The sequence below is a fragment of the Pseudomonas sp. 8209 genome, from assembly GCF_028682105.1.
Classification (GTDB): domain Bacteria; phylum Pseudomonadota; class Gammaproteobacteria; order Pseudomonadales; family Pseudomonadaceae; genus Aquipseudomonas; species Aquipseudomonas palmensis.
The window spans coordinates 322345-348132 of the sequence record NZ_JANIAH010000001.1 but is presented as its reverse complement, the minus strand read 5'-3'; the positions used below and the strand labels follow the sequence as shown (position 1 = coordinate 348132).

General features: G+C 67.4%; 18 protein-coding genes. 15 read left to right on the top strand and 3 right to left on the bottom strand.

Features of this window, described 5'->3' with window-relative positions:
• The first annotated feature begins 73 nt into the window (after positions 1 to 73).
• A complete protein-coding gene (nosP, locus tag NP552_RS01485; RefSeq protein ID WP_058540175.1) occupies positions 74 to 1237 on the top strand; it encodes a nitric oxide-sensing protein NosP in 1164 nt (387 codons plus the stop codon).
• On the top strand, positions 1167 to 3815 hold the full coding sequence (gene nahK / locus NP552_RS01480; RefSeq protein WP_078481000.1) for a hybrid sensor histidine kinase/response regulator NahK/ErcS': 2649 nt from the start codon (positions 1167 to 1169) through the stop codon (positions 3813 to 3815). Before nosP ends, nahK begins: the two co-directional genes overlap by 71 nt.
• On the opposite strand, the gene NP552_RS01475 is transcribed toward nahK, so the two are convergent.
• Both NP552_RS01475 and NP552_RS01470 read right to left on the bottom strand, forming a co-directional pair.
• Positions 3793 to 4800, bottom strand: a complete 1008-nt coding sequence (locus NP552_RS01475) for an aldo/keto reductase (protein WP_043862758.1) — start codon at positions 4798 to 4800, stop codon at positions 3793 to 3795. The two genes, nahK and NP552_RS01475, sit on opposite strands and share 23 nt — an antisense overlap.
• A gap of 135 nt (positions 4801 to 4935) precedes the next feature.
• Positions 4936 to 6240, bottom strand: coding sequence for an MFS transporter (locus tag NP552_RS01470; protein ID WP_058540176.1), 1305 nt, complete (start codon positions 6238 to 6240; stop codon positions 4936 to 4938).
• 160 nt (positions 6241 to 6400) lie between these two features.
• Here NP552_RS01470 and NP552_RS01465 point away from each other — a divergent pair, with 160 nt between their 5' ends.
• From NP552_RS01465 to NP552_RS01405, 13 genes are all read left to right on the top strand, one after another.
• Positions 6401 to 7501, top strand: coding sequence for a sugar diacid recognition domain-containing protein (locus NP552_RS01465; protein WP_058540177.1), 1101 nt, complete (start codon positions 6401 to 6403; stop codon positions 7499 to 7501).
• Between the two features lie 134 nt (positions 7502 to 7635).
• The gene (locus NP552_RS01460; RefSeq protein WP_054914526.1) at positions 7636 to 8775 is read left to right on the top strand and encodes a glycerate kinase; all 1140 of its coding nucleotides are present in this window, start codon (positions 7636 to 7638) and stop codon (positions 8773 to 8775) included.
• Positions 8776 to 9072: 297 nt separating this feature from the next.
• Positions 9073 to 11202, top strand: a complete 2130-nt coding sequence (locus tag NP552_RS01455; RefSeq protein ID WP_229590261.1) for a TonB-dependent receptor family protein — start codon at positions 9073 to 9075, stop codon at positions 11200 to 11202.
• A gap of 55 nt (positions 11203 to 11257) precedes the next feature.
• On the top strand, positions 11258 to 12973 hold the full coding sequence (locus NP552_RS01450; RefSeq protein WP_058540178.1) for an ABC transporter substrate-binding protein: 1716 nt from the start codon (positions 11258 to 11260) through the stop codon (positions 12971 to 12973).
• Entirely contained in the window at positions 12970 to 13902 is a 933-nt protein-coding gene (locus NP552_RS01445; RefSeq protein WP_054914524.1) for an ABC transporter permease, read from the top strand. The genes NP552_RS01450 and NP552_RS01445 overlap by 4 nt, the downstream gene beginning before the upstream one ends.
• 25 nt (positions 13903 to 13927) lie before the next feature.
• Positions 13928 to 15163, top strand: a complete 1236-nt coding sequence (locus NP552_RS01440) for an acyl-CoA dehydrogenase family protein (protein ID WP_058540179.1) — start codon at positions 13928 to 13930, stop codon at positions 15161 to 15163.
• A gap of 25 nt (positions 15164 to 15188) precedes the next feature.
• Positions 15189 to 16532, top strand: a complete 1344-nt coding sequence (locus tag NP552_RS01435; RefSeq protein ID WP_054914522.1) for an LLM class flavin-dependent oxidoreductase — start codon at positions 15189 to 15191, stop codon at positions 16530 to 16532.
• Between the two features lie 22 nt (positions 16533 to 16554).
• Complete coding sequence (locus NP552_RS01430) at positions 16555 to 17607, top strand: NADP(H)-dependent aldo-keto reductase (protein ID WP_210015171.1); 1053 nt, start codon at positions 16555 to 16557, stop codon at positions 17605 to 17607.
• A gap of 29 nt (positions 17608 to 17636) precedes the next feature.
• Complete coding sequence (locus NP552_RS01425) at positions 17637 to 18527, top strand: ABC transporter permease (RefSeq protein ID WP_063611979.1); 891 nt, start codon at positions 17637 to 17639, stop codon at positions 18525 to 18527.
• Positions 18524 to 20173, top strand: a complete 1650-nt coding sequence (locus NP552_RS01420; protein ID WP_274096321.1) for a dipeptide ABC transporter ATP-binding protein — start codon at positions 18524 to 18526, stop codon at positions 20171 to 20173. Before NP552_RS01425 ends, NP552_RS01420 begins: the two co-directional genes overlap by 4 nt.
• 3 nt (positions 20174 to 20176) lie before the next feature.
• Positions 20177 to 22015: an ABC transporter ATP-binding protein gene (locus NP552_RS01415; protein ID WP_210015173.1), complete on the top strand. Its 1839-nt coding sequence runs from the start codon at positions 20177 to 20179 to the stop codon at positions 22013 to 22015.
• 28 nt (positions 22016 to 22043) lie between these two features.
• A complete protein-coding gene (locus NP552_RS01410; protein WP_274096320.1) occupies positions 22044 to 23264 on the top strand; it encodes an acyl-CoA dehydrogenase family protein in 1221 nt (406 codons plus the stop codon).
• A 6-nt stretch (positions 23265 to 23270) separates the two neighbouring features.
• On the top strand, positions 23271 to 24680 hold the full coding sequence (locus tag NP552_RS01405; RefSeq protein ID WP_236066317.1) for an MFS transporter: 1410 nt from the start codon (positions 23271 to 23273) through the stop codon (positions 24678 to 24680).
• On the opposite strand, the gene NP552_RS01400 is transcribed toward NP552_RS01405, so the two are convergent.
• Positions 24681 to 25781 (bottom strand): sigma-54 interaction domain-containing protein, encoded by a 1101-nt coding sequence (locus NP552_RS01400; RefSeq protein ID WP_274096319.1) that lies wholly within the window; start codon positions 25779 to 25781, stop codon positions 24681 to 24683.
• Positions 25782 to 25788 lie beyond the last annotated feature (7 nt).

Here is a 25788-nt window from a genome sequence, read left to right as displayed (position 1 = left end):
CAAGTAGCATTCGACCCCCTCCAGCCCCTTCGTACACTGGGCCCATCCGTTAAAGCCCCCGCCGGAGGCCGTCATGCACCAACCCCCCGCCGAGGGCATTGTCAGTGCCGTCTCGCGCGCCAGTGTCGCCGAAGAGGCCGCACAGGACCTGGCCCGTCAGCTGCTGCACCCGCACCTGGGCTTCGTGCTGTTCTTCTGCTCCGCCGAATACGACCTGCCAGCCCTGGCCCACTCGCTACAACAGAGCCTGGGCGGCATCCGCCTGGCAGGCTGCACCAGCGCCGGCGAAATCACCCCCGAAGGCTACGGCCGCGGCTGCATCACCGCGCTGGGCTTCGATTACCGGATGTTCTCGATTGCCGCCGAACTCATCGCCCCCATGCAGTACTTCAGCCTGATCGACGCGCAGCAGATGGTCGAGCGCCTGGTGGGCGACTGTCGCAGCAACACCCTGGCCCCGATCAAGGGCCACAGCTTCGCCCTGACCCTGCTCGACGGGCTGTCCAGCCGTGAGGAAACCGTGCTTGCCGCCCTCAGTGCCGCCCTGGGCGACATCCCGCATTTCGGCGGCTCGGCCGGCGACGACAACTACCTGCACCACACCCATGTGTACTTCGACGGCGCCTTCCACAGCAGCGCTGCCGTGGTGCTGCTGGTCAATACCTGCCTGGATTTCGAGGTATTCACCACCCACCACATCCAGCCGCGCCAGGAAAAGCTCGTGGTCACCCGCGCCGACAGTACCCTGCGCCGGGTCTACGAGCTCAATGCCGAACCCGCCGCGCAGGAATACGCCGCGCTGATCGGCGTGCCCCCCGAACAGCTCGACCACCGCACCTTCGCCGCCCACCCGCTGGCGGTGCGCATCAACGAGCGCTACTACGTGCGGGCCATCCAGCAGGTGCACGACGACGGCAGCCTGAGTTTCTACTGCGCGGTGGAGAACGGCATCGTGCTCACCGCCATGCGCCCCGGGCCCCTGCTGCCCAACCTGAGCGCGTTGTTCGACGGCTTGCGCGAACGCCTCGGGCCGTTGCTGCTGACCATCGGCTGCGACTGCTTCCTGCGCCGCCTGGAGCTGGAAGGCAGCGCCGAGTTCGAAGCCGTCGGCGCCTTTTTGCAGCAGCAGCCTGTGGTGGGGTTCAACTCCTATGGAGAACAGTTCAATGGCATGCACATCAACCAGACGTTCACCGGCGTCGCCATTGGCCAGCCCCGTGCACGCCGTGGACATTGACCAGGCCGCGCTGATCGCCCGCTTGCAGCATGAAAACCGCAAGCTCAGCCGTATCAACGCCGCCCTGATCGAACGCCAGGAATCGGGCGCCGCGCGCCCGGACGACTCGTATGCGGCGTTCCAGCACTCGGTGGTGCTGGCCGAGCAGGTGCGCGAGCGCACCGATGCGCTGAACCAGGCCATGGCCGAACTCAAGGCCAGCAACCACCTGCTCAGCGATGCGCGGCTGCGCGCCGAAACCGCGCACCAGTACCTGGTGGACGCCATCGAAAGCATTTCCGACGCCTTCGTGCTGTTCGACCCGCAGCAGCGCATCGTGCTGTTCAACCAGCGCTTCAAGGCGTTCTGGGCCAACAGCCGCATCCGCATCATCGGCGGCATGCGTCTGGCCGAGATCAAGCGGCTGATGCAGAGCACCGGGCTGTTCTGCGAAGAACAACGCGGCCCCAGCGCCGAGCACATGGTGTACCGCCTGCAGGGCGGGCGCTGGCTGCAGGTCAGCGAGCGGCCGACCCAGGGCGGCGGCTGCGTGATGCTGTTCACCGACATCACCCAGATCAAGCTCAGCGAAACCCAGCGCCGCGAACAGGCCGTGGCGCAGAAGTCGCACCTGCTGCAGCGTGCGGTCGACAACCTGTCCCAGGGCGTGGCCATGGTCAATGCCGACGGCGTGCTGGAGTTGTGGAACCGGCGCTTCCTGGAACTCAGCGGGCTGGCCCCGATTGCCGCCCACCGCGACTTTGCCGAGGTGATCGCCGACAGCGAGCTGGCCTTGCTCACCCCGGCCAGTACCGATGCCAACGGGCGCAGCATCCATGAACTGGAGCAGCGCCTGTTCGACGGGCGCATGCTCGAAATCCGTACCCATCCGCTGCCGGCCGGCGGTTTCGTCAACACCTTCACCGACATCACCGAGCGCTATCAGCATGCCGAGGCGCTGAGCGAGAGCGAGCGCTGGATCCGCCTGATCACCGATCACGTGCCGGCGCTGATCGCCTACCTCAACGCCGACCTGGTCTACGAGTTCACCAACAAGGTGTACGAGCAGTGGTACTGCTGGCCGCGCGGAGTAATGCTCGGCCAGAGCCTGCGCGAGGTGCACAGCGCCGAGCATTACCAGCGCCTGGAGAGCTACGTGGAGCGGGCACTGTCGGGCGAGAGCGTGACGTTCGAGTTCGCCGAAACCAACGCCCACGGCCAGGAGCGCTACATGCTGCGCTCCTATGTGCCCAACCAGCTGGCCAGCGGCGAGGTGGTGGGGATCTTCGTGCTGATCCGCGACATCACCGAACGCCGGCGTACCGCCGAAGCCCTGCACCAGGCCTACCAGAACCTGGAGTTGCGGGTGCGCGAGCGCACCGCCGAACTCACCCAGCTCAACCAGCAGCTGCTGCGCGAAATCGAAGAGCGGCGCCGCGCCGAAGCGCGCCTGCGCGAGGCCAAGCAGGAGGCCGACCAGGCCAACCTGTCCAAGACCAAGTTCCTTGCCGCGGTCAGCCACGACCTGCTGCAACCGCTCAACGCCGCGCGCCTGTTCACCAGCGCGCTGCAGGAGCAGAACTGTGCAAGCCCGGCGCTGGTGCGCAACGTCAGCAATTCGCTGGATGACGTCGAAAGCCTGCTGGGCACCCTGGTCGACATCTCCAAGCTCGATGCCGGGGTGATCAAGGCCGATGTCGCGACCTTCGCCGTCAGCGACCTGCTCGACAACCTGGCCGCCGAGTACGCCCATGCCGCCGCCAGCGAAGGCTTGCGCATGAGCTACGTGCGCAGCAGCCTGCGGGTGCGCAGCGACATCCAGCTGCTGGCACGCATCCTGCGCAACCTGCTCAGCAATGCCATCCGCTACACCCCGCAGGGGCGCCTGATGCTCGGGTGCCGGCGGCGTGGGCAGCGGGTGTTCATCGAGGTATGGGACACCGGCATCGGCATCGCCCCCGACAAGTGCGCCGAGGTGTTCCAGGAGTTCAAGCGCGGCGACCTGCAGCGTCCCGACCAGGATCGCGGCCTGGGCCTGGGCCTGGCCATCGTCGACAAGATCGCCGGCATTCTCGGCCACCGCGTGCACCTGCGCTCCACGCCGGGCAAGGGCTCGGTGTTCTCCATCGAGGTGCCGCGCAGCAAGCGTGCGCCCCGGCGCGAGCCGCAACCGTCACAGGTCGAGCCGCTGACCGAACGCCTGGACGGCGCACGTATCTGGGTGGTGGACAACGATGCGGCGATCTGCGCGGGCATGCGCAGCCTGCTGGAGCAGTGGGGCTGCTCGGTGGTCACCGCCCTGAGCGAGCAGGACCTGGCCCGCCAGGTGGCACTGGACAGCGAGTGGGCCGACCTGCTGATCGTCGACTATCACCTGGACAACGACCGCAATGGCCTGGAGGCGGTCGGGTCGATCAATACGCAGCGGCACACGCCGTTGCCGGCCCTGATGATCACTGCCAACTACAGCGTGGAGCTCAAGCAGCAGGTGCGCGACCTGGGCCACAGCCTGCTGCACAAACCGGTGCGGCCGATGAAGCTCAAGGCCGCCATCAGCCACCTGATCGGTTGCGAACTCAGCGTGGCTGGCGCCCGCTGACGAAGTGCGCCGCGTCGTTGTAGCCGTGGGTGGAGGCATGCCCGGGGGTAACCAGCGAATCGATGAAAGCTTCGTCTTCGGCGGTGATCTTCACCTGCAGGGCACCGCCATAGGTGTCCCACTGCGCTTCGGTGCGCGGGCCGACGATGGCGGAGCTGACGTGCTGGTTGTTGAGCACCCAGGCAATGGCGAACTCGACCATGCCCACGCCCTTGGCCTGGGTATAGGCGTGGATCTTCTGCGCGATGGCCAGTGACTCGCTGCGCCATTCGGTCTCGAGGATGCGCTTGTCCTGGCGCCCGGCGCGGCTGTTGGCGTCCGGGGTGGCGTCGGGGGCGTACTTGCCGCTGAGCACCCCACGCGCCAGCGGGCTGTAGGGCACCACGCCCAGGCCGTGAAAGGCTGCAGCGGTGAACTGCTCGGTTTCGGCCTGGCGGTTGACGATGTTGTACAGCGGCTGGCTGATCACAGGCTTGGGGATACCCAGGCGTTCGGCCAGGTTGCACACCTCGGCGATGCGCCAGCCGCGAAAGTTCGACACGCCCCAGTGACGGATCTTGCCCTGGCGCAGCAGGTCGCCGATGGCTGCCACGCTGACCTCCAGCGGGGTGGCGTGGTCTTCGCGGTGCAGGTAGTAGATGTCCAGGTAATCGGTGCCCAGGCGCGTGAGGCTGGTGTCGATGGCATTGAAGATATGCTTGCGGCTCAGGCCGCTGCGGTTGGGCAGGCCGTCGACCGGGCCGAAGCCGACCTTGGAGGCCAGCACCCAGTCGTGACGGTGGCGGGCGATGGCTTCGCCGACGATTTCTTCGGAGCGGCCGGCGTTGTACACGTCGGCGGTATCGATGAAATTGATGCCCTGGTCCCAGGCCTTGTCGATGATACGCAGCGAGTCTTCGGTGCTGGTCTGCTCGCCGAACATCATGCTGCCCAGGGTGAGGGCGGAAACCTGCAGGCCACTGCGGCCCAGGGGACGGTAGATCATACTCGAGCATCCTTTTGCGGGAGGGGGTCGAGCTGTTTTACAGGGTTGAAAGCTTCGTCGGCAAGGCCGGCTCCCGCACAATCGTGTGAACGGCCCTCAGGCCCGTAGGAGCCGGCCTTGCCGGCGAAGCGGTCGTCAGCTGGAGCGCGACACCCGCAGCGCCACCAGGCTGCCCACCACGATCAACCCCCCCAGCGAATACAACGCCACGTCGGTCGAGCCGGTCTGGTCCTTGATCCAGCCCACCAGGTACGGGCTGAGGAACCCGGCCATCTGGCCCACCGAGTTGATGATCGCCAGGCCCGCCACCGCAGTGCCCGCAGTGAGCAGGGCAGTGGGCATCGGCCAGAACATCGGCAGGCCGGTGAGCGCGCCCATGGTCGCGATGCTCAGGCCCAGAATCGCGATCACCGGGCTGTGGGCGAAGTTGACCGCCATCAGCAGCCCCACCGCGCCCATCAGCATCGGCACCACAAGGTGCCAGCGCCGCTCGTTGCGCAGGTCTGCCGAACGCCCCACCAGCAGCATGAACAGCCCGGCCAGCAGGTACGGGATGGCGCTCAGCCAGCCGATCAGCAGGGCATCGTCGAAACCCATGTTCTTGATGATCGATGGCAGCCAGAAGTTGATCGCATACACGCCGCTCTGGATGCAGAAGTAGATGAAGCCGAAGGTCCAGATCAACGGGTTGGCCAGCACCGACAGCAGGCTGTCGCTGGCGGTTTTCGGCTTGGCCGCCGCATCCGCATCCAGGTCGGCCTCAACCGCCTGGCGCTGCGCCGGGGTCAGCCAGCCGGCCTTGGCGTAGCCATCGCTGAGCAGCACGATCGCCAGACAGCCGAGCACCACGGTAGGCACGCCCTGGATCAGGAACATCCATTGCCAGCCGGCCAGGCCGCCCTGGCCGGCGGCGAAGTGGTTGAGAATCCACCCCGAGAACGGCCCGCCCAGCAGCCCCGATACCGGGATCGCCGACATGAACAGCGCCATGATGCGCCCGCGCCGCTGCGCCGGGAACCAACGCGAGAGGTACAGCACGATACCCGGGAAGAACCCCGCTTCGGCGGCGCCGGTGAACAGGCGCAGCACGTAGAACTCCATGGGGGTGGTGACGAACAGCAGGCAGGTCGACAGCGTGCCCCAGGCGATCATCATCAGCGCGATCCAGCGCCGTGGCCCGAAGCGGTTGAGCGCCAGGTTGCTGGGCAGGCCGCACAGCACGTAGCCGATGAAGAAGATGCCGGCACCCAGGCCGTAGATGGTTTCGCTGAACTTCAGCGCGTCGAGCATCTGCAACTTGGCGAAGCCGACGTTGACGCGGTCCAGGTAGTTGAACAGGTAGCAGATGAAGATGAACGGGATCAGCCGCAGGGTGATGCGCCGGTACAGCGCGTTGCGGTCGATGTCGTGGCCTTGGTCAGGGGCAGGGCGGTATGACATGATTCTCTCTCTGTTTTTATGTTTATCGCCGCAACTGCGTCGAGGCAGTTGTCATGACGAGTCTGTTTGAGCCAGAGGACGCTGTCTTTGTGCTTTTGCACAGCCTTTGCGCTGCACCGCTGTGCCCTCGACCAACCATTGCGACCACAAGGATCCGCCCATGTTCGAGCTCGACCACGACCTGGCACAGGATATCGTCGACCGTGCGATGGTCATTCTGCCCTACAACGTCAATGTCATGGACAGCCAGGGGCTGATCCTGGGCAGTGGCGAGGCGCAGCGTATCAACACCCGCCACGAAGGCGCGCAACTGGTGCTGGCCAACGCACGCATCGTCGAGCTCGACGAAGAGGCCGCCAGGTGCCTCAAGGGCGTGCAGCCGGGTGTGAACCTGCCGCTGCTGCTGGACGGGCGCCTGATCGGCGTGCTCGGCATCACCGGCGACCCGCAGCAGGTGCGCACCTACGCCGAACTGGTGCGCATGACCGCCGAGATGCTGCTGGCCCAACGGCACCTGCAAGTGCAGCAGCAGTGGCGCAAGCAGCGCTGCGACGACCTGCTGGCCTTGCTGCTGGGCGGCAACGGCGACGCCACCCGGCTGGTGGACGAGGCTCGGCAACTGGGTCTCAAACCCCAGCTCACGCGTATCCCGTGCCTGTTCGAGCTGGAGGAGGGCCCGGCCGCCGAGCCGCTGGCGGCCTGGCTGATGCTGCGCTACCCCGACAGCTGGTGCGTGAGCCCGGCACGTCAGTCGTTGCTGTGGTGCCGCCCGGCGACGGTGGCACTGGACGAACAGCGCCTGCTGGACAAGATGCAGGCCCAGGGTTGGACCGTGCAGCGCCTGGCAGTGGCTGGCCCGGCCGAAGGGCTGGACAACCTGCGCCGCGGTTATCGTCGGGTGCGCGACCTGCTTGCCTACGGGCGCGAGGTACTGCCCCGCCAGCGCCTGCTGACCCTGGCGCGCTATCGGCTGCCGGCGCTGTTGTGGCGTCATCGCAACGACGATGCACTGGACGAACTGCTGCAACCGCTGCAACGGCTGCGTGCCAAGGACAGCAACGGGCAGCTGCTGGCCACCCTGCGGGCCTGGTGCGCCCACGACGGGCAGAGCCAGGCGTGCGCCGAGGCGCTGGGCATTCACCGCAACAGCTTGCGTTACCGACTGGAACGGGTGGCCGAGTTGAGCGGGGTGGACCCGATGCGGCTGGAAGGGATGCTGAGCCTGTACCTGGGGTTGCAGTTGTTGCCCGTGAACAGTTGATTGCCTGTGCGGGCCGCTTGGTCGGTGCATTGTCCAACTGAACAAATAACCCTGCGCCCGCCTGTGCATCCGACCGACGCCCGCCGCCGGCGCAACTGTCAGCATGCAGCTCATCTGGATAAGGAGCACACCGCATGAAAATCGTCATCGCCCCCGACTCGTTCAAGGACAGCCTGAGCGCCGAAGACGTGGCCGCTGCCATCGCCCGGGGGCTGGCCGATGCCTTGCCACAGGCCGAGCTGGTCAGTTGCCCGATGGCCGATGGCGGCGAGGGCACCCTGCAGGCCCTGGTGGCGACCTGCAGCGGCGAACAGCGCAGCCTGCAGGTGCAGGGCCCGCTCGGCACACCGGTACTGGCCCACTGGGGCTGGTTGGCCGACAGCCACACCGCCATCATCGAAATGGCCCAGGCCAGCGGCCTGCAACTGCTCGGCCTCGCGCAGCGCGATGCATGCCGCAGCAGCACCTATGGCACCGGGCAGCTGATCGGCGCGGCGCTGGATGCCGGGGCACAGCGCATCATCCTGGCCATCGGCGGCAGTGCCACCAACGATGCCGGCAGTGGGATGCTGCGAGCGCTGGGGCTGCGGCTGTTCGATGCCCAGGGCGCTGAACTGGCACCGGGCGGCCTGGCCCTGGCGCACCTGGCCCGGCTGGACAGCAGCGGGCTGGACCCGCGCCTGCTCGACGTGCAGGTGGAAGTGGCCGCAGACGTCGACAACCCACTGTGCGGGGCCAATGGTGCCTCGGCGATCTTCGGCCCGCAAAAGGGGGCGAGCCCCGCCCAGGTCGCCTTGCTCGACCATGCACTGGGGCACTTTGCCGACCATTGCGCCGGCCTGCTGGAGGAAGACGTTCGGGCGTTTCCGGGCTGTGGCGCAGCGGGCGGCATGGGCTTTGCGGCCAAGGCCTTCATGGGCGCGCAGTTTCGTGCTGGGGTCGAAGTGGTGGCCGAGCTGGCCGGGCTGGAGGCGGCGGTACGCGGTGCCGACCTGGTGATCACCGGGGAGGGGCGCTTCGATGCACAGACTCTGCGCGGCAAGACTCCGTTCGGTGTGGCGCGCATAGCCAGGCGTCACGGCGTGCCGGTGGTGGTGATTGCCGGCACCCTGGGCGAGGGCTACCAGGCGCTGTATGAGCATGGCATCGATGCGGCATTTGCGTTGACCAGCGGGCCGATGAGCCTTCAGCAGGCGTGCGAGCAGGCAGCGCCACTGCTGCGCGACAGGGCGCGGGACATCGCGCGGCTGTGGGCCTTGCACCAGGGTCTGTAACAAGCCCACTACTGCTTCGCCGGCAAGGCCGGCGCCTACAGACAGCGGCCAACCTGTAGGCGCCGGCCTTGCCGGTTATATACATAGATCAGCAACTGGCAACTGTTCGCCTGGCAACACCCTCCCGACACTAGCCCTCGAATACAACACTCGATTACTTGCCGCTTTATAACCAAACCCCTTTAAACAAGGCACTTCGCCAGTTGGCACGCTCGCTGCAATAGTCCCTGTGAGATTGACTATACCAATAGAAACTCGCCTAATTTTAATCAGGTGGGGAGCAAGACCTTGAAACGCGTGCATTGGGCAACTTCGGCAGTATTGCGACATTCATCCCTGTTCGCTGTAAGCAGCGCACTATTAACCTTCATCCCGTTGGCCTCGGCTGCCGACACCGACACCAGCGGCGACAAGCGCCTGGGTACGGTCACCGTGCAGGCCGCCAAACAGAGCCCTGTGCAGGCGGCGCAGAGCAAACTCGACGAGGTCGCCGGCGGTACCAGCCTGGTCACCCAGGCTGAAGTCGAAAAGGGCCGCTCGGCCACCCTGGAGGACACCCTGGCGTACCAGCCCGGCGTCTACGCCCAAGCTGCCGGTGGCAACGATGCCATCAAGATTTCCATTCGCGGCTCCGGCGCCAATACCTCGCCCGGCTATTTCCGCGAAGGCACCAAGTTTCTCTTCGACGGCCTTGCACTGACCGGCGCCGGTGGCACGCCCTATGAACTTCTGGATACCCAGGGCCTGAACTACACCGAAGTACTGCGCGGTGCCAACGCCTTCGAATACGGCGCACTTTCACTGGGGGGCGCGATCAACTTCGTGACCAACTCCGGGCTGACCGCACCGGGCAACCGCATCAAGCTCGAAGGCGGCAGTTTCGGCTGGCAGAAGCAGACCCTGAGCACCGGCGGCGTGGCCGGCAATGCCGACTACTACGTCAGCGTCGACAACGCTCGCCGCGACGGCTACCAGGACTTCACCTTCACCAAGGCCAAGGGGGTGGTCAGCAACTTCGGCTACCGCTTCAACCCCAAGCTCGAAACCCGTCTGTACATCCGCTACCGCGAGGAATACCACGAGAACTCGGGCACCCTGACCCTGGCGCAGCTCAAAAAGAACTCCAAACAGACCAACGCCGCCACCTACGCCACCCGTGGCGACTCCACCAAGCGCGGCTCGACCTGGGTCGGCAGCAAGACCACCTACACCTTCGATGACGATGCCACCCTCGAAGCCGGGCTGGTGTACCACAACTACCCGCAGATCCTCAGCCGCAAGAGCACCGTCAACCCCAACTACTGGGACTGGCGCGACATCAACTACTCGCTCAAGTACAGCCGCACCGACCAGCTGTTCGGCCTGCCCAGCACCACCACCGCGGGCTGGAGCAGCACCCAGCACATCCGTTCCGGCGCACGCACCTACAAGGGCGACAAGGACCTGGGCATTCTGCAGAAGCAGGTCGAGTACGACGGCTCGTTCGACCATGTGTTCACCCTGGGCAACGACCTGGGCCTGACCGACAACCTGTACCTGGCCACCGGCGTGTCGGCGATCGAGATCAAGCGTGACATCAACGTCACCTACAGCGACCGCCCCAACACCAGCGGCCTGCCCAGCCACTACAAGTACGACGAGTGGAAGCTGGCCCCGCGTATCGGCCTGCGCTACTACATCGCCCCGGACGTGCAGCTGTTCGCCAACGCCAGCCGCACCATCGACCCGCCAAGCTCCTGGTCCAGCTCCGGCTCCGGGGTCACCAGCAACTACGCCAAGCCACTGGTGCCGCAAGCGGCCAACACCGTGGAGTTCGGCATCAAGGGCAAGTCGGGGATCTTCGACGGCAGCCTGGCGTTCTACAAATCCTGGGTCAAGAACGAGCTGCTCAACGTCGAAGTGCTGCCGGCCACTGCCACCTCTGCTGCGGTGGTGTCCACCTCCAATGCCACGCCCACCATCCACCAGGGCATCGAGGCCGGCCTGAGCACCCGCCTGTGGGAAGGCGCCAACGGTGACAGCCTGACCTGGCGCCAGGCCTACACCCTCAACGACTTCCACTACGAGAACGACCCGCTGTTCAAGAAGAACGAACTGCCGGGCCTGCCCAAGCACGTGTATCAGGGCGAGCTGCAGTACCAGTGGGCCAGCGGTTTCTACGCCGGGGTCAACGTGCGCACCGCGTCCAAGACGTCGGTGGACTACGCCAACAGCTTCTACGCGCCGTCCTACACGCTGTGGGGTGCGCGCCTGGGTTACGACGACCCGGGCAAGACCTGGCAGGTGTACCTGGACCTGAAGAACATCACCGACCAGGACTACGTGACCGCCGTACTGCCGACCTACAACTCCCAGGGCAGGGACGTCGCGTCGCTGTACCCGGGCGACGGCTTCGGCGCCTTCACCGGCGTGACCTACAACTTCTAAGCCAGCGCGGCCAGCACCGACGTGCACCTGCACGCGGTGCTGGCGGAGGAAGCACATGACCCTGATCACAAGGCTCGCACGCCTGGCCGTACTCGCCAGCGTGGTGGCGCTGGGCGCCTGCAAGCCGGCCAGCGAAGCGCCGCGCAACAGCGTATCGAGCGCCGACGGCGTGCTGCGCGACGGCAGCCTGAGCTACGCCGCCGAGGACTACCGCGAAGCCGCGCCGGGCAAGCCGGGCGGCACGCTGCGCATTTCCACGGCGTCCGACACCACCACCCTGGACGTGCATTCGATTTCCCACGGCAACGTGCAGTGGCTGGGGCGCATCCTGTTCGACTGCCTGCTGTACCAGGACGAGCAGGGCAACATCTCGCCGTGGCTGGCCAAGTCGTGGGACATCTCGCCGGACGGCAAGACCTACACCTTCCACCTGCGCGATGACGTGACCTTCAGCGACGGCGAGAAATTCAACGCCCGCGCCGTGCAGATCAACCTGGAGCACATGCGCGACCCGGCCACCAAGTCGCCGCTGGCCGCCGCGTACATCGCGCCCTACGTGAACGGGCGCATCGTCGACGAGTACACCTTCGAGGCGCATCTGCGCGAACCCTATTCGCCGTTCCTGGACGTGCTGGCGCAGTCCTGGCTGAGCATGATCTCGCCGCGCCAGATCCTCGAGGCGCCCAAGTCCATCGCCGAGCACGCCATCGGTTCGGGGCCCTTCGTGCTGGAAAGCTACACCCGCGACCAGGGCGCCACCTTTGTCAGGCGCAAGGGCTACAACTGGGCGCCCCCGGTGACCCGGCACAACGGCGAGGCCTACCTGGACCGCCTGGAACTGAGCATCGTGCCCGAGCCGATGATCCGCTTCAGCGCGCTCGAGTCCGGCCAGTCGGACTTCACCGTGGACGCGCCGGCGCAGAACGCCAGGGCCATCCGCAGCAACCCTGACCTGCAGATGAGCAGCCGCATCCGCAAGGCCAACCCGTTTCGCAGCCTGACCTTCAACGTCGAGCAGTTCCCGTTCCAGGACGTGCAGGTGCGCCGCGCCGTGGCCAAGGCCATCGATCGCGACGGCCTGGCCTGGATCACCGGCTTTGGCGAGTACCAGCCCAAGGGCGATTTCCTGGCCGCCAACACCCGTTACTACGACCCCGCGTTCAAGGATGTGCTGGCTTATGACGTGGCCGAGGCCAACCGCATTCTCGACCAGGCCGGCTGGGGTGAACGTGACGCCAGGGGCTACCGGGTCAAGGACGGCCAGCGCCTGTCGGCGCGCCTGCTGATGTACGAGACCGGCGCCTTCCCCGGTAGCGTGGCAGTGGCCATCCAGGCCGACCTCAAGAAGGTCGGTTTCGAGCTGGCCATCGATCTGCTGCCCCTGGCCCAGGTCACCGAGCGTCGCTATGCCAGCAACTTTCAGGCAATCGCCGGCGGCTACTGGCACACCAACACCCCCGACGGGCTGTACATCCTCTACCACAGCAATGCGATCAGCACGCCCAAGCTCATCGGCCAGAACGCCGGGCGCTTTCGCGATGACGCCCTCGATGCGGCGCTGTCGGCGGCGCGCCGTTCCACCGACCCGGTGGAGCTCGCCGCGCTGTACCGCACCGCGCAGCAACGCCTGGTGGAAACCGTGCCGGCCGTACCGGTGTACGAGAGCCATGTACTGGTGGCCTACCGCAAGGCGGTCAAGGGCGTGATCTTCGATACCTCGCACAACACCCCGTTCTTCACCAGCATATGGCTCGACCAGGAGGCCCGATGAACACCCTGCGCCTGATACTCCGTCGGCTGCTGGCCGGCATCGGCGTGCTCTGGGGCGCGGCGACCCTGACCTTCCTGGCCTTGAACCTGAGCGCCGGCGACCCGGCACTGGCCATCCTCGGCGGGCCGGAGGCGATGCCCAGTGCCGAGCTGATCGCCCAGGTGCGCGCCGAATACGGCCTGGACCAGCCGTTGATCGTGCAGTACGGCCATTACCTGGGGCGCCTGGCCCAGGGCGACCTGGGCGAGTCGTACCGCCTGCGCATCCCGGTGGGGCAGATCATCGCCGGGCAACTGGGCGCCACCGTGCAACTGTCGCTGGCCGCGGCGGTACTGGCGGTGCTGCTGGCCGTGCTGGTCGCCGTGCTCACCGCCAATCGCGCGCCATGGCTGCGCTCGCTGGTGTCGGGCACGGAGCTGGTGCTGTCGTCGGCGCCCTCGTTCGTGATCGGCCTGGGCCTGCTGCTGGTGTTCGCATTCGGCTGGCACCTGCTGCCGCCGTCCGGCTCCAGCGGCTGGCAGGCGCTGATACTGCCGAGCGTGGCGCTGGCCTTGCCGGTGGCGGCGGTGCTCAGCCAGGTACTGCGCCAGGAACTGGAAGACATTCTCGAACAACCCTTCATCGCCATGGCGCGCGCCCGCGGCATGTCCGAAACCGGCGTGCGCCTCAAACACGCGCTGCGCCATGCGCTGGTGTCGCTGGTGACCCTGTCCGGCTTCGTGTTCGCCAGCCTGCTCGGCGGTGCGGTGGTGATCGAGCTGCTGTTCTCGCGCCAGGGCATCGGCCGGCTGATGCTCGACGCCGCAACATCCAAGGACGTGCCGCTGCTGCTGGGCATCACCCTGCTGGCGGCGGCGATCTACGTGGTCGTGAACTTTCTCGTCGACCTGATCAATCACTGGGTGGACCCGCGTGCCAAGGCCGTGTGATGCCACCCCCAAGCAAGGACCTGTCATGACCCAATCCAATTCCTACACTGCGCTGCAGGCGCGCTTCAAGCCGCTGTTCGCACAGATCGGCGAGGGTGCGGTGGCGCGAGAGCAGCAGCGCGAACTGGCCTTCGAGGCCGTGGCGTTGCTGCGCGATGCCGGCTTCACGGCGCTGCGCGTGCCCCAGGCGCATGGGGGGGCCGGCATCAGCCTGCCGGTGCTGTTTGGCCTGCTGATCGACCTGGCCGAGGCCGACTCCAACCTGCCGCAGATCGTGCGCGCGCACTTCGGTTTCGTCGAAGGGCGGCTCTCGGCCCGCGAACCGGCGTCCCAGGACTACTGGTTCGCCAAGGTGGTGGCCGGGCAGCTGTGGGGCGCGGCAATGGCCGAGCGCAGCGACAGCAGCACCAACTCGGTCAGCCTGGAGGCCGCCGAGGAGGGCTGGCGCCTGAACGGCGAGAAGTACTACTGCACCGGCACTATCTACGCCGACTGGGTGGCGGCCGTGGCCATGCACGACAAGGATTTCGTCAGCGTGGTGGTGGCAGTGGACGCCCCCGGCGTGACCCGTGAAGACGACTGGGACGGTTTCGGCCAGCGCCTGAGCGGCAGCGGCACCACACGCTTCGAGCAGGTGGCGGTGCCCGAGCAGCATGTGCTGCGCCGCTTCAAGCCCGGCGAGCTGCGCGCCGAGTCGTACATCTCGGCGTTCTATCAGCTGTTCCACCTCGCCACCCTGGCCGGCATCGCCCGCGCCGCGCTGCGCGATGCCACCGCCTTCGTCCAGGGCCGCACCCGCGCCTTCGGCGTGCCGGGCCAGTCCAGCCCCAAGGACGACCCGCTGGTGCAGCGGGTGATCGGACGCCTGTCGAGCCTGGCCTATGCCAGCGAAACCCTGGTGCTGGCTGCCGCCGAGGTACTCGAGCGGGTACACCAGGCCGAGCTGAACGACAGCGCCCAGGAAGCCGACTACGTCGAGGCCGATATCCGCACCTTCCAGGCCCAGCAGATCGTGCTGGAGCAGGTGCTGGAAGTCACCACCCTGCTGTTCGAGGTGGGCGGCGCGTCGGCCACCAGCCAGGCCCGGCGCCTGGACCGGCACTGGCGCAATGCGCGCACCCTGGCCTCGCACAACCCGGCGATCTACCGCGAGCGCGCGCTGGGCAACTACTACCTCAACGGCGTCAGCCCCGGTGCTGCCTGGCGTGCGCTGCATGCCCAGGACGGCACCACCGTGCGCGACGAAGCCAGCGCGGTGTAACCGCCTTCATTCAGGAGCAGCAGCCATGAGCCAGACCGCAAGACAGATGAGCATCGGCATGAACATCCTCGGCTTCGGCGCGCATGCCAGCGCCTGGCGCAAGGCCGAAGTACCGGCCAACGCCTACCTCGACGTCGAGTACTACCGCAACATCGCGCGCATTTCCGAGCGGGGGTGCCTGGACGCGATCTTCCTCGCCGACGGCCCGGCGCTGGCGGGCGACATCGCCCAGCACCCGGCCGGACGCCTGGAACCGACCGTGCTGCTGACGGCCGTGGCCCTGGCCACCCGGCACATCGGGGTGATCGCCACCGCGTCCAGCAGCTACAACGACCCGTTCAACCTGGCGCGGCGCTTCAGCTCGCTGGACCACATCAGTGGCGGCCGGGCGGCCTGGAACGTGGTGACCAACGCCGGCGACGCCGCCGCGCAGAACTTCGGCCTGGCCGGTGCGCCGCGCCATGTGGACCGCTATGCGCGGGCCGACGAGTTCATCGACGTGACCCTCAAGCTGTGGGACAGCTGGGAGGACGACGCGATCATCGGCAACGCCGCCAGCGGCCAGTTCGCCGACCCGCACAAGGTGCACAGCATCGATTTCGTGGGCGAGCATTTTTCGGTCAAGGGGCCGCTCAACCTGCCGCGCTCGCCGCAAGGCCGGCCGGTGCTGGTACAGGCCGGCTCGTCCGAGGGCGGCAAGGCCCTGGGCTCGCGCTATGCCGACGCGATCTTCACCACCCAGACCACCTTGCCCGACGGCCAGGCGTTCTATCAGGAGATGAAACAGCGCGCACGCCAGTGGGGCCGCAACCCCGACCACCTGAAGATCATGCCGGGGCTGTCCACCGTGATCGCCAGCACCGAGGCCGAAGCCCGTGCGCGCTTCGATGAACTGAACGCCTACAGCGGCGAGGCGGGGCTGGTGCAGCAACTGGCGTTTCGCATCGGCCTGCCCCCCGACGAGCTGGACCTGGACGCGCCGCTGCCGTGGGAGCGTATTGGCCCGGTCAGCGAATTCGAGCGCGGCTCGCACGGTTTTCTCGAAGCCCAGTTGAACCTGGCACGGCGCGAGAACCTGACCATCCGCGAACTGTCGCGGCGCATCCTGGTGGGCCACCGCCTGCTGGTGGGCACCCCGGAACAGGTCGCCGACACTCTGGAGCACTGGTTCCGCGCCGGCGCAGCCGATGGCTTCAACATCATGCCCGACATGTTCCCCTCGGGGGTCGAGGTGTTCGTCGACCAGGTGGTGCCGCTGCTGCAGCAGCGCGGGGTGTTCCGCCGTGAATACACCGGCAGCACCCTGCGCGACCACCTCGGCCTGCCGTACCCGGCCAGCCAGTACCAACGTGCGGCAGAGGCCGTCTGAACCGATTAGCGAGGCACACCCCATGAACTACCGCACACTGGGCAACAGCGACATCAAGGTCAGCGTCATCGGCCTGGGCACCATGACCTGGGGCCACCAGAACAGCGAGCAGGACGCCCACCAGCAGCTGGACCTGGCGCTGGACCACGGTGTCAACCTGGTCGACACCGCCGAGATGTACCCGACCCCGACCCATGCCGACACCTGGGGCAGCACCGAGCGCTTCATCGGCACCTGGCTGGCCCGGACCGGCCGGCGCAGCGATATCGTGCTGGCCAGCAAGATCGTCGGCCCCACGCGCAACCCCAGCAGCGGCACGCATATCCGCGATGGCCTCAGCCGCCACGACCGCGCCAACATCGTCGCCGCGCTGGACGGCAGCCTCAAGCGCCTGCAGACCGACCACCTGGACCTGTACCAGCTGCACTGGCCCGACCGCAGCACCAACTTCTTCGGCCAGCGCGAGTACCCGTATGTCGACGACCCGCAGGCCATTGCCATCGGCGAAACCCTGCAGGTGCTGGCCGAGCAGGTGCAGGCGGGCAAGGTCCGCCATATCGGCGTGTCCAACGAAACCCCGTGGGGGGTAGGGCAGTTCCTGCGCCAGGCCGAGGTGCTGGGGCTGCCGCGCATCGTCAGCATCCAGAACCCCTACAGCCTGCTCAACCGCCTGTACGAAGGCGGCCTGTCGGAATTCAGCCACCGCGAAGGGGTGGGCCTGCTGGCCTATTCGCCGCTGGCCTTCGGCGCGCTCACCGGCAAGTACCTGGGCGGCGCACGGCCCGAAGGTTCGCGCCTGTCGTCGGTGTACCGCACCTTCAACCGCTACGACAGCGCGTCGGCGCAGCAGGCCATTGCCGCCTACGTGGCACTGGCCCGCGAGCTGGACGTGAGCCCCGCGCAACTGGCCCTGGCTGCGGTGATCGGCAAGCGGTTCGTCAGCAGCGCCCTGACCGGGCAGACGAGCCTGGCGCAACTGCGCGAGAACATCGGCGCGCTTGAGCTGCAACTGAGCGGCGAGACCCTGGCGCGCATCGAGCAGATCCACGCGCACACCCCGAACCCGGCGCCCTGAGCCGCAACCCCTAGCCTGTGGAGGTGCCCATGGCGCCCATCAATCAAAGCGCGAGCGTCGGCCTGATTGCCGCCGAGCCGCTGTTCGTGGCCCGGCGGCGCAAGGTGCGGCGCTGGGCCATCCGCCCGGGCCTGGTGCTGGCCGGGCTGTTCGTGCTGCTGCTGGTGATTGCGGCCATCCAGCCGCACTGGCTGGTGGCGGGCGACCCGCTGGAGGCCAGTGCGCGCCAGGCGTTTCGTGCCCCCGACAGCCTGTACTGGCTGGGTACCGACGAAAACGGCCGCGACATCCTCACCCGGCTGGTGTACGCGGTGCGCCCGTCGCTGGTGCTGGGCCTGTCGGCCACCGCCATCGGCCTGCTGCTGGGCACCCTGTTCGGCCTGGCGGCGGGGCTCGGCCCGCGCTGGCTGGACGGTGCGGTGATGCGCGGGGTGGATGTGCTGCTGGCATTCCCCGACCTGCTGCTGGCCCTGGTGATCATCACCTTCTTCGGCCAGGGCCAGTTGAACACCATCATTGCCGTGGGCATCGCCAGCGTGCCGCGCTATGCACGCCTGGTGCGCGCACAGGCCCTGGTGGTGCGCGGTGCCGGCTACGTCGAGGCCGCCACCACCCTGGGCCTGGGCCGGCACGCGGTGATCCTGCGCCATGTACTGCCCAATGCGATCAAGCCGATCCTGATCCTGGCCACCATCGGCATCGGCGGCAACATCGTCTCGGGCGCGGCCCTGAGCTTTCTGGGCTTTGGCGCGCCGCCGCCGGAGCCGGAGTGGGGCGGCATGCTCGCCGTGGGCCGCAACTACCTGGCCAACGCCTGGTGGCTGGTGGCCTGGCCCGCCCTGGCAATCACATTGACCGTGGTCTCGATCAGTACGATCGGCCGCGAACTGCTGCGCCGCAGCGAAGGTAAACGCCCATGAGTCGCGCACCGCTTATCGATGTACAGGACCTGCACGTGCGCTTTGGCGCCCAGGCCGTGCCCACCCTCAAGGGCATCAGCTTCCAGTTGCACCAGGGCGAGTGCCTGGCGCTGGTGGGCGAGTCGGGCTCGGGCAAGAGTGTCACCTCACGCACGCTGGCCGGGCTGACCGGCGCCCATGCCCAGGTGCAGGCCAGCCGCCTGGACTTTGCCGGGCACGACCTGCGCGAGTTCGACGAGCGCACCTGGCGCCAGGTGCGCGGCGCGCAGATCGGCTTCGTGATGCAGGATGCCCTGGGCGCGCTGGACCCCTTGCGCCCGGTGGGCAAGGAGATCGCCGAGCCGCTGCAGCTGCATACCGGGCTCGACCGCGCGCAGCGCCAGGCCAGGGTGATCGAGCTGCTGCGCGCCGTCGGCGTGCCGCAGCCGGAACTGCGCGCCCGCCAGTACCCGTATCAACTGTCGGGCGGGCTGCGCCAGCGGGCGCTGATCGCCTCGGCCATCGCCTGCAACCCGCGCCTGTTGATTGCCGACGAGCCGACCACCGCGCTGGACGCCACGGTACAGGCGCAGGTGCTGAGCCTGCTCGAATCGCTGCGCGGCGAGAACACCGCGATGCTGATCGTGAGCCACGACCTGGCGGTGGTGTCGCGCCTGGCCAACCGCGTGGCGGTGATGCACAACGGCGTGATCGTCGAGCAGGGCAGCGTCGAGGCGGTGCTGCACGACCCGCAGCACCCCTACACGCAGTTTCTGCTGCGTGCCGGCCGGGCGGTGCACTTTCGGCGCACGCCGGGGGCAGCACGAACGCCGTTGGCCATCGTGGCGCCGCCCCAGGAGCCACCGCTGTTGCAGGTGCGCCAGCTGAGCAAGGCGTTCAAGGGCCCGGACGGGCAGCTGCGCACCGTGGTCAACCAGGTGTCGCTGCAACTGCGCCGCGGCAAGACCCTGGGCATCGTCGGCGAGTCGGGCTCGGGCAAGACCACCCTGACGCGCATGATCCTTGGCCTGGAAACCCCCGACAGCGGCGATATCCAGATCAAGGGCCAGCCCTGGCTGAAGCTTTCCGAGGCGCACAAGCGTCAGTTGCGGCGCAGCATCCAGGTGGTGTTCCAGGACCCGCTGAGCTCCTTCGACCCACGCTACAACGTGCAGCGCGTGCTGTTCGAGGCGCTGGAGGTGGCCGGGCACAAGCGCGCCGACTGGCGCAGGCGAGCCGAAGAACTGCTGGGCCTGGTACGCCTGGACGCGGCGCTGCTCGACCGGCGCCCCATCGAGCTGTCGGGCGGGCAGCGCCAGCGCATCGCGATTGCCCGTGCGCTGGCCGCCGGGCCGCAGATTCTGGTGTGCGACGAGCCGGTGTCGGCGCTGGACGTGTCGGTACAGGCGCAGATCCTCGAACTGCTCGACGACCTCAAGCAGCGCCTGGGCCTGGCGTGCCTGTTCATCTCCCACGACCTGGGGGTGATCAACCAGGTCAGCGACGAGGTACTGGTGATGAAGGACGGCGTGGCGGTGGAGAGCGGGGCGGTGCGCGACGTGTTCGACCACCCGCAGCATCCCTACACCCTGGCCTTGCTGGAGGCCATTCCGCACCTGGAAAGCGGCCGTCGTACCTCGTTCGAATTCCTCAAGTTGGCGATCTGAACCATGAGCCTGCATTTCTCGACCCGCCACACGCCGCGACGACGGCTGCACCACTGGAAGATCGACCACCTGCCGGACACGCCGCTGGCCTTCGTGCGCCTGTGCATCGGCAATTACAAGATCTGGTACTCAAGCATCCTGCTGTTGCAGTGCATCGCCGTTGTCAGCGCGGTGCTGATCCCCTGGGCGCTGGGCCTGATCACCCGGCAGGTGACCGAGGCCGCCTCGGTGCATGCCGCGCTGCCGGGGCTGGTGGCGCCCCTGAGCCTGTTCGGCACGCTGCTGGTGCTGGAACTGCTGAGCGCCCGCAGCGCCGCCGCCTGCCACATCAAGGTGCTGCCGCTGCAACGGCGCACCGTGACCCATGCCTTGTTCGCCTACCTGCAACGCCACTCCCAGCGCTTTGTCAGCAGCGAGTTCGCCGGGGCGCTGGCGCACCGCATCGCCGAGGTGGCGCTGGGGGTCAACCAGACCCTGGGCATCCTGCTGTTCGACATGCTCGGCCTGGCGCTGACCCTGAGCCTGGCCACCGCCTTGCTGTGGAGCGCCTCGGGCCTGCTGGCCGCGTTCATGCTCGGCTGGTCGCTGCTGTTCATTGGCATTTGCTATGTCCTGGCGCGGCGCAGCCACCCGCTGGCACAGCAGTATTCGGCGGCGCGCAGCACCAGCAACGGCAAGGTGGTGGACGCGGTGAGCAACCTCACCAACATCCGCCTGTTCGCCCGCCAGCCGTTCGAGCACGGCTACCTGGGGCACTACCTTGACCGCGAGGTGGACGCGGCCTACCGCTCGTTCTGGTACATGGAGAAGATCCGCTGGTTCCAGTCGGCCGGCGGCGTGGCCCTCAAGCTGGGCATGCTGGGGCTTGCGCTGCAGCAGTGGTACGTGGGGCGCATCGACATCGCCACCTTCGTCATGGCCACCAGCCTGTCGCTGCTGATCATCAATGACGTGAGCAACCTGTCGCGGCGCTTTCTGGAGTTCTTCGAGGCCACCGGCAACATCGCCAACGGCGTGCGCACCCTGGTGCGGCCCCACGAGGTGGTGGACCTTCCCGGCGCACGGGCGCTGCCGCCAGTGCGCGGCGACATCGAGTTTCGCGACGTGAGCTTCGGCTATGCGCCCGACAAGCCGATCTTCCAGCACCTGAACCTGGTGATCCCGGCGGGGCAGACCGTGGGCCTGGTGGGCACCTCGGGCTCGGGCAAGTCGAGCCTGCTCAACCTGCTGCTGCGCCTGTACGACGTCAACAGCGGCCAGGTGCTGGTGGATGGACGCGATGTGCGCGAAGTGACCCAGCATTCGCTGCACCAGCAGATCGGCCTGATCCCCCAGGAACCTGGCCTGTTCCACCGCAGCATCGGCGAGAACATCCACTACGGGCGCCTGGAGGCCAGCTTCGAAGACGTGGTGCATGCCAGCCGCCGCGCCGGCGCCGACGACTTCATCGACAGCATGGAACACGGCTACGACTCGCTGGTGGGCGAGCGCGGGGTCAAGTTGTCGGGTGGCCAGCGCCAGCGCATCGCGATTGCCCGGGTGCTGCTCAAGAACGCCCCGATTCTGGTGATGGACGAAGCCACCTCCAGTCTGGACTCGCTCACCGAGCGTTTCATCCAGGAAAAACTCGACGAAATCATGCACGGCAAGACCGTGCTGGTGGTCGCCCACCGCTTGTCCACGGTGGCGCACCTGGACCGCATCCTGGTGTTCGACAAGGGCCGCCTGATCGAGGACGGCAGCCATGCACAACTGCTGCGCCAGCGCGGCCAGTACCACCGGTTGTGGAGTCGCCAGGCCGCTGGCCAGGTCGACGAAACACCCGCTACCGAATCTGCCTGAGAGTTTTCAAACGCCCAAGGAGGCGCCCATGCCGCATTTGTCCGAAGTCCCCAAACACGCCCCCCAACACGCACTGACCAGCGTTGCGCGCCTGCATCAACGCCTGGATGCCTTGCTTCCCGAGATTGCGGCCGGTGCAGCCGAGCGTGAACGTGAGCGCCAGCTGCCGTATGACGCCATACGCCAGCTGGCCGCCGCAGGGCTCTATACCGTGCGCATCCCGCTCGCCTACGGTGGCCCCGGCGGATCGGTGAGCGACGTGATCGGCCTGCTGCTGCGGGTGGCCTCGGTGGACTCCAATGTGGCCCAGGCCCTGCGCCCGGGCTTTGCCTTCGTCGAAGGGCTGCTGGCCGCCGACCATAGCGGTGCAGAGCAGGAACGCCAGCGCTGGTTCGCGCGCTACCTGGACGGCGCCGTGCTGGGCAACGCAGGCTGGGAGGTGGGCGGCGCCAATGGCGCGATCAGCGCACGCATCGTGCCCGATGGCGAGCACTTTCGCGTCAGCGGCAGCAAGTACTACAGCACGGGCGCGCTGTACGCCGACTGGGTCAGCGCCGTGGCGCTGGACGAACAGGACAGGCCGGTGTCGTTCGTGCTGCCGCGCGATCGCCTGGGCCTGGAGCTGGTGGACGACTTCGACGCCATGGGCCAGCGCCTGACCGCCAGTGGCACCACGCGCCTGAACGATGTGCAGGTGCTGGCCAGCGAGATCCGTCCGCGCACCGTGGAAGAGGGCAAGCGCACCATCGTCACCCCGTTTCTGCAGTTGTTCCTCGCCACCGTGGAGGCCGGCATCGCGCGCAATGCCCAGGAGGATGCAGTGCGCTTTGCCCGCGAGCATGCGCGACCGATCAAGCACAGCAGCGCCAGCCAGTCGGTGGACGACCCCTATGTGCAACTGAGCGTGGGCGAAGTGGCCGCGCGCGCCTTCACCGCCGAAGCGGTGGTGCTCAAGGCTGCAGCGGTGATCGACCGCGCCTGGGCCCTGCAACTGGACCCGCAGGCGGTGGATCAGGCCGCCATCGACGTGGCGCAGGCCCAGTACATTGCCGCCGAATCGGCGCTGCGGGCTGCCGAGCTGCTGTTCGATGTGGGCGGTGCGTCCACCACCGGGCGCAGCCACAACCTCGACCGGCACTGGCGCAACGCGCGTACGGTGGCCAACCACAACCCGCGCCACTGGAAGGCCTCGGCGGTCGGCACCTGGTACCTCAAGGGCACGCCGCCGCCGACCTCGGGGCTGTTCTGAGTGACCATGGCCGAACCCCTGCCGGCCTTGCGGCCGGTTTCGCGCAAGGTGCCGATGATCATCGGCTGCGCGCTGTGCATGGAACTGATCGACTCCACCGTGGTGATGACGGCCTTGCCGCAGATGGCCAGCGACTTCGGCGCGCCGAGCGTGCGCATGAACCTGGTGGTGTCGCTGTACATGCTGGCCGCCGCGCTGTGCGTGCCGGTCAGTGGCTGGGCCGCAGACCGCTTCGGCCCACGACGGCTGTTCGTGGTGGCGATCGTGCTGTTCATCGTGTCGTCGCTGGCCTGCGCGGCCTCCACCTCGCTGCTGCAGCTGTGCCTGGCGCGCATGCTGCAGGGCGCGGCGGGGGCGATGATGGTGCCGGTGGGGCAGGTGATCCTGCTGCGCTGGTCGCCGCGCGAAGACCTGATGCGCAACCTGTCGTACCTGACCATTCCGGCGCTGATCGGGCCCATGATCGGGCCGCCGCTGGGCGGGCTGATGGTGACGTTCGTGTCGTGGCACTGGATCTTCCTGATCAACCTGCCCATCGGCCTGGTGGGCATCGTGCTGGTGCTGCGCCATGTACCGCATTATCCCGGGGTTCGTGCGCGGGCGCTGGATGTGCGCGGGCTGCTGCTCAGCGGCACCGCGCTAGGAGCGCTGGTGTTCGGTTTCGAGGCGCTGGGCCACGGCCTGCTGCCGCGAGCGTGGGTGGCGGTGATGATCGGGGCGGGGCTGCTGTGCGGCGCGTGGTACATCCGCCATGCACGGCGCTGCGCCGAACCGCTGCTGGACTTGTCGCTGCTGCGCATTCCCAGCTACCGCATCAGCTTCTGGGGCGGCAACCTGCTGCGCCTGGGCACCTCGTCTGGCCCGTTCCTGCTGGTGCTGATGTTTCAGCTGTGCTTTGGCCTGAGCCCGCTGCATGCGGGGCTGCTGACCCTGGCGGGTGGCGCGGGGGCGTTTCTGATGAAGCTGCTGGCAGTGCGCGTGGTGCGCCGCTTCGGCATCCGTCGCACGCTCACCGGCAATGCGCTGCTCACCGGGCTGACCCTGGGGGCCTGTGCCAGCTTTACCAGCGATACGCCGTACGGGGTGATCGTGCTGATGCTGTTCGCCAGCGCAGTGATCCGTTCGCTGCAGTTCAGCACCCTGGGCGCGCTGACCTATGCGGATGTACCGGCGGCGCTGAGCAGCCGGGCCAGCAGCCTGTCGGCGATGACGGTGCAGTTGAGCATGAGCCTGTCGGTGGGGCTGGCCGCCTCGCTGCTGGGGGTGCTGATGAACCTGCGCGGGCACGCCACCCCCGTCACCAGCGACGTGGCCTGGGTGATGCTGCTGTGCGGGCTGGCGTGCATGGCCTCGGCACTGGTGTTCCGGCGCCTGGCAGCGGACGCCGGCAATGCGGTGTATGCCGCGCGTGGCTGATCAGATCGACAGGTTGAGCACCCGCTCGCCCTGGGTGGCGCCAGTGGGCCGGCGGCGATTGACCGCCAGTTCGCCGATCTTGATCAGGCGGGTACGCGTGACATTGCGGGTCAGGCCCAGCACGTTGGCGGTGTGCACCTGGTTGTAGTGGCTGAAACGGTAGGCCGCGCGCAACAGCGCGTCCTCGACCTGTTCGTGCAACGCGCCGGCCTGTTCCTCGAAGAGTTTCTGGAAGGCCCGTTCGAGCAGCGCCTGGGCCGAGTCGTCCTGGCTGGGGCTGTCGTCCTGGCGTTCGATGCGCATGTTCGACAGGCGCAGGTCGTCGTGCTCGATCAGGCCGTCGCGGCAGATCAGCAGGGTGTGGTGGATGACGTTTTCCAGCTCGCGGATGTTGCCCGGCCAGCCGTAGGTGCGCAGCTTGTGCTCGGCCTGGGCGCTCAGGCGCACCTGGCCGTAGCCCAGGCGCTGGCTGTAGGCATCGATGAAGTGGCGGGTCAGCGGCAGGATGTCGCCGGGGCGTTCGCGCAGCGGCACCAGCTCCAGGCTGACCACGTCCAGACGGTAATAGAGGTCTTCGCGAAAGTGCCCGGCATTGATCGCCTTTTCCAGCTGCACGTTGGTGGCGGCCAGTACCCGCACATCGATGGGAATGCTCTTGCGCGAGCCCAGGCGCACCACTTCGCGCTCCTGCAGCACGCGCAGCAGCTTGACCTGGATCGGCATCGGCAGGTCGCCGATCTCGTCGAGGAACAGGGTGCCGCCGTTGGCCTCTTCGAACCAGCCGGCCTTGGCCGCCAGGGCGCCGGTGAAGGCGCCTTTCTCGTGGCCGAACAGCTCGGCCTCGACCAGCGATTCGGAAAACGCGCCGCAGTTGACGGCCACGAACGGCTTGTCACGTCGCCCGCTCAGGTTGTGAATGTGGCGCGCCACCAGCTCTTTGCCGGTACCGGTCTCGCCGATGATCAGCACGCTGGCTTCGCTGGGCGCCACCTGTTGCAGGTGCGCCAGCAGCGCACGTGACTTGGGGTCTTCGAACACCTGCGCGGTGGCGCGGATCGAGGTGGCCAACGCGGGCGAGGGCGGTAGGGTCAACAATTGCATGGCAGTC

What these genes read in the sequence shown, in the direction of transcription:
- NP552_RS01465 (WP_058540177.1), top strand. Translation starts at nt 6,401, where the DNA reads ATGTTCGAGCTCGACCACGACCTGGCACAGGATATCGTCGACCGTGCG.
- NP552_RS01410 (WP_274096320.1), top strand. Translation starts at nt 22,044, where the DNA reads ATGCCGCATTTGTCCGAAGTCCCCAAACACGCCCCCCAACACGCACTG.
- NP552_RS01460 (WP_054914526.1), top strand. Translation starts at nt 7,636, where the DNA reads ATGAAAATCGTCATCGCCCCCGACTCGTTCAAGGACAGCCTGAGCGCC.
- nosP (WP_058540175.1), top strand. Translation starts at nt 74, where the DNA reads ATGCACCAACCCCCCGCCGAGGGCATTGTCAGTGCCGTCTCGCGCGCC.
- NP552_RS01470 (WP_058540176.1), bottom strand. Translation starts at nt 6,240, where the DNA reads ATGTCATACCGCCCTGCCCCTGACCAAGGCCACGACATCGACCGCAAC.
- NP552_RS01425 (WP_063611979.1), top strand. Translation starts at nt 17,637, where the DNA reads ATGGCGCCCATCAATCAAAGCGCGAGCGTCGGCCTGATTGCCGCCGAG.
- NP552_RS01450 (WP_058540178.1), top strand. Translation starts at nt 11,258, where the DNA reads ATGACCCTGATCACAAGGCTCGCACGCCTGGCCGTACTCGCCAGCGTG.
- NP552_RS01420 (WP_274096321.1), top strand. Translation starts at nt 18,524, where the DNA reads ATGAGTCGCGCACCGCTTATCGATGTACAGGACCTGCACGTGCGCTTT.
- NP552_RS01405 (WP_236066317.1), top strand. Translation starts at nt 23,271, where the DNA reads ATGGCCGAACCCCTGCCGGCCTTGCGGCCGGTTTCGCGCAAGGTGCCG.
- NP552_RS01430 (WP_210015171.1), top strand. Translation starts at nt 16,555, where the DNA reads ATGAACTACCGCACACTGGGCAACAGCGACATCAAGGTCAGCGTCATC.
- nahK (WP_078481000.1), top strand. Translation starts at nt 1,167, where the DNA reads ATGGCATGCACATCAACCAGACGTTCACCGGCGTCGCCATTGGCCAGC.
- NP552_RS01400 (WP_274096319.1), bottom strand. Translation starts at nt 25,781, where the DNA reads ATGCAATTGTTGACCCTACCGCCCTCGCCCGCGTTGGCCACCTCGATC.
- NP552_RS01475 (WP_043862758.1), bottom strand. Translation starts at nt 4,800, where the DNA reads ATGATCTACCGTCCCCTGGGCCGCAGTGGCCTGCAGGTTTCCGCCCTC.
- NP552_RS01415 (WP_210015173.1), top strand. Translation starts at nt 20,177, where the DNA reads ATGAGCCTGCATTTCTCGACCCGCCACACGCCGCGACGACGGCTGCAC.
- NP552_RS01440 (WP_058540179.1), top strand. Translation starts at nt 13,928, where the DNA reads ATGACCCAATCCAATTCCTACACTGCGCTGCAGGCGCGCTTCAAGCCG.
- NP552_RS01445 (WP_054914524.1), top strand. Translation starts at nt 12,970, where the DNA reads ATGAACACCCTGCGCCTGATACTCCGTCGGCTGCTGGCCGGCATCGGC.
- NP552_RS01435 (WP_054914522.1), top strand. Translation starts at nt 15,189, where the DNA reads ATGAGCCAGACCGCAAGACAGATGAGCATCGGCATGAACATCCTCGGC.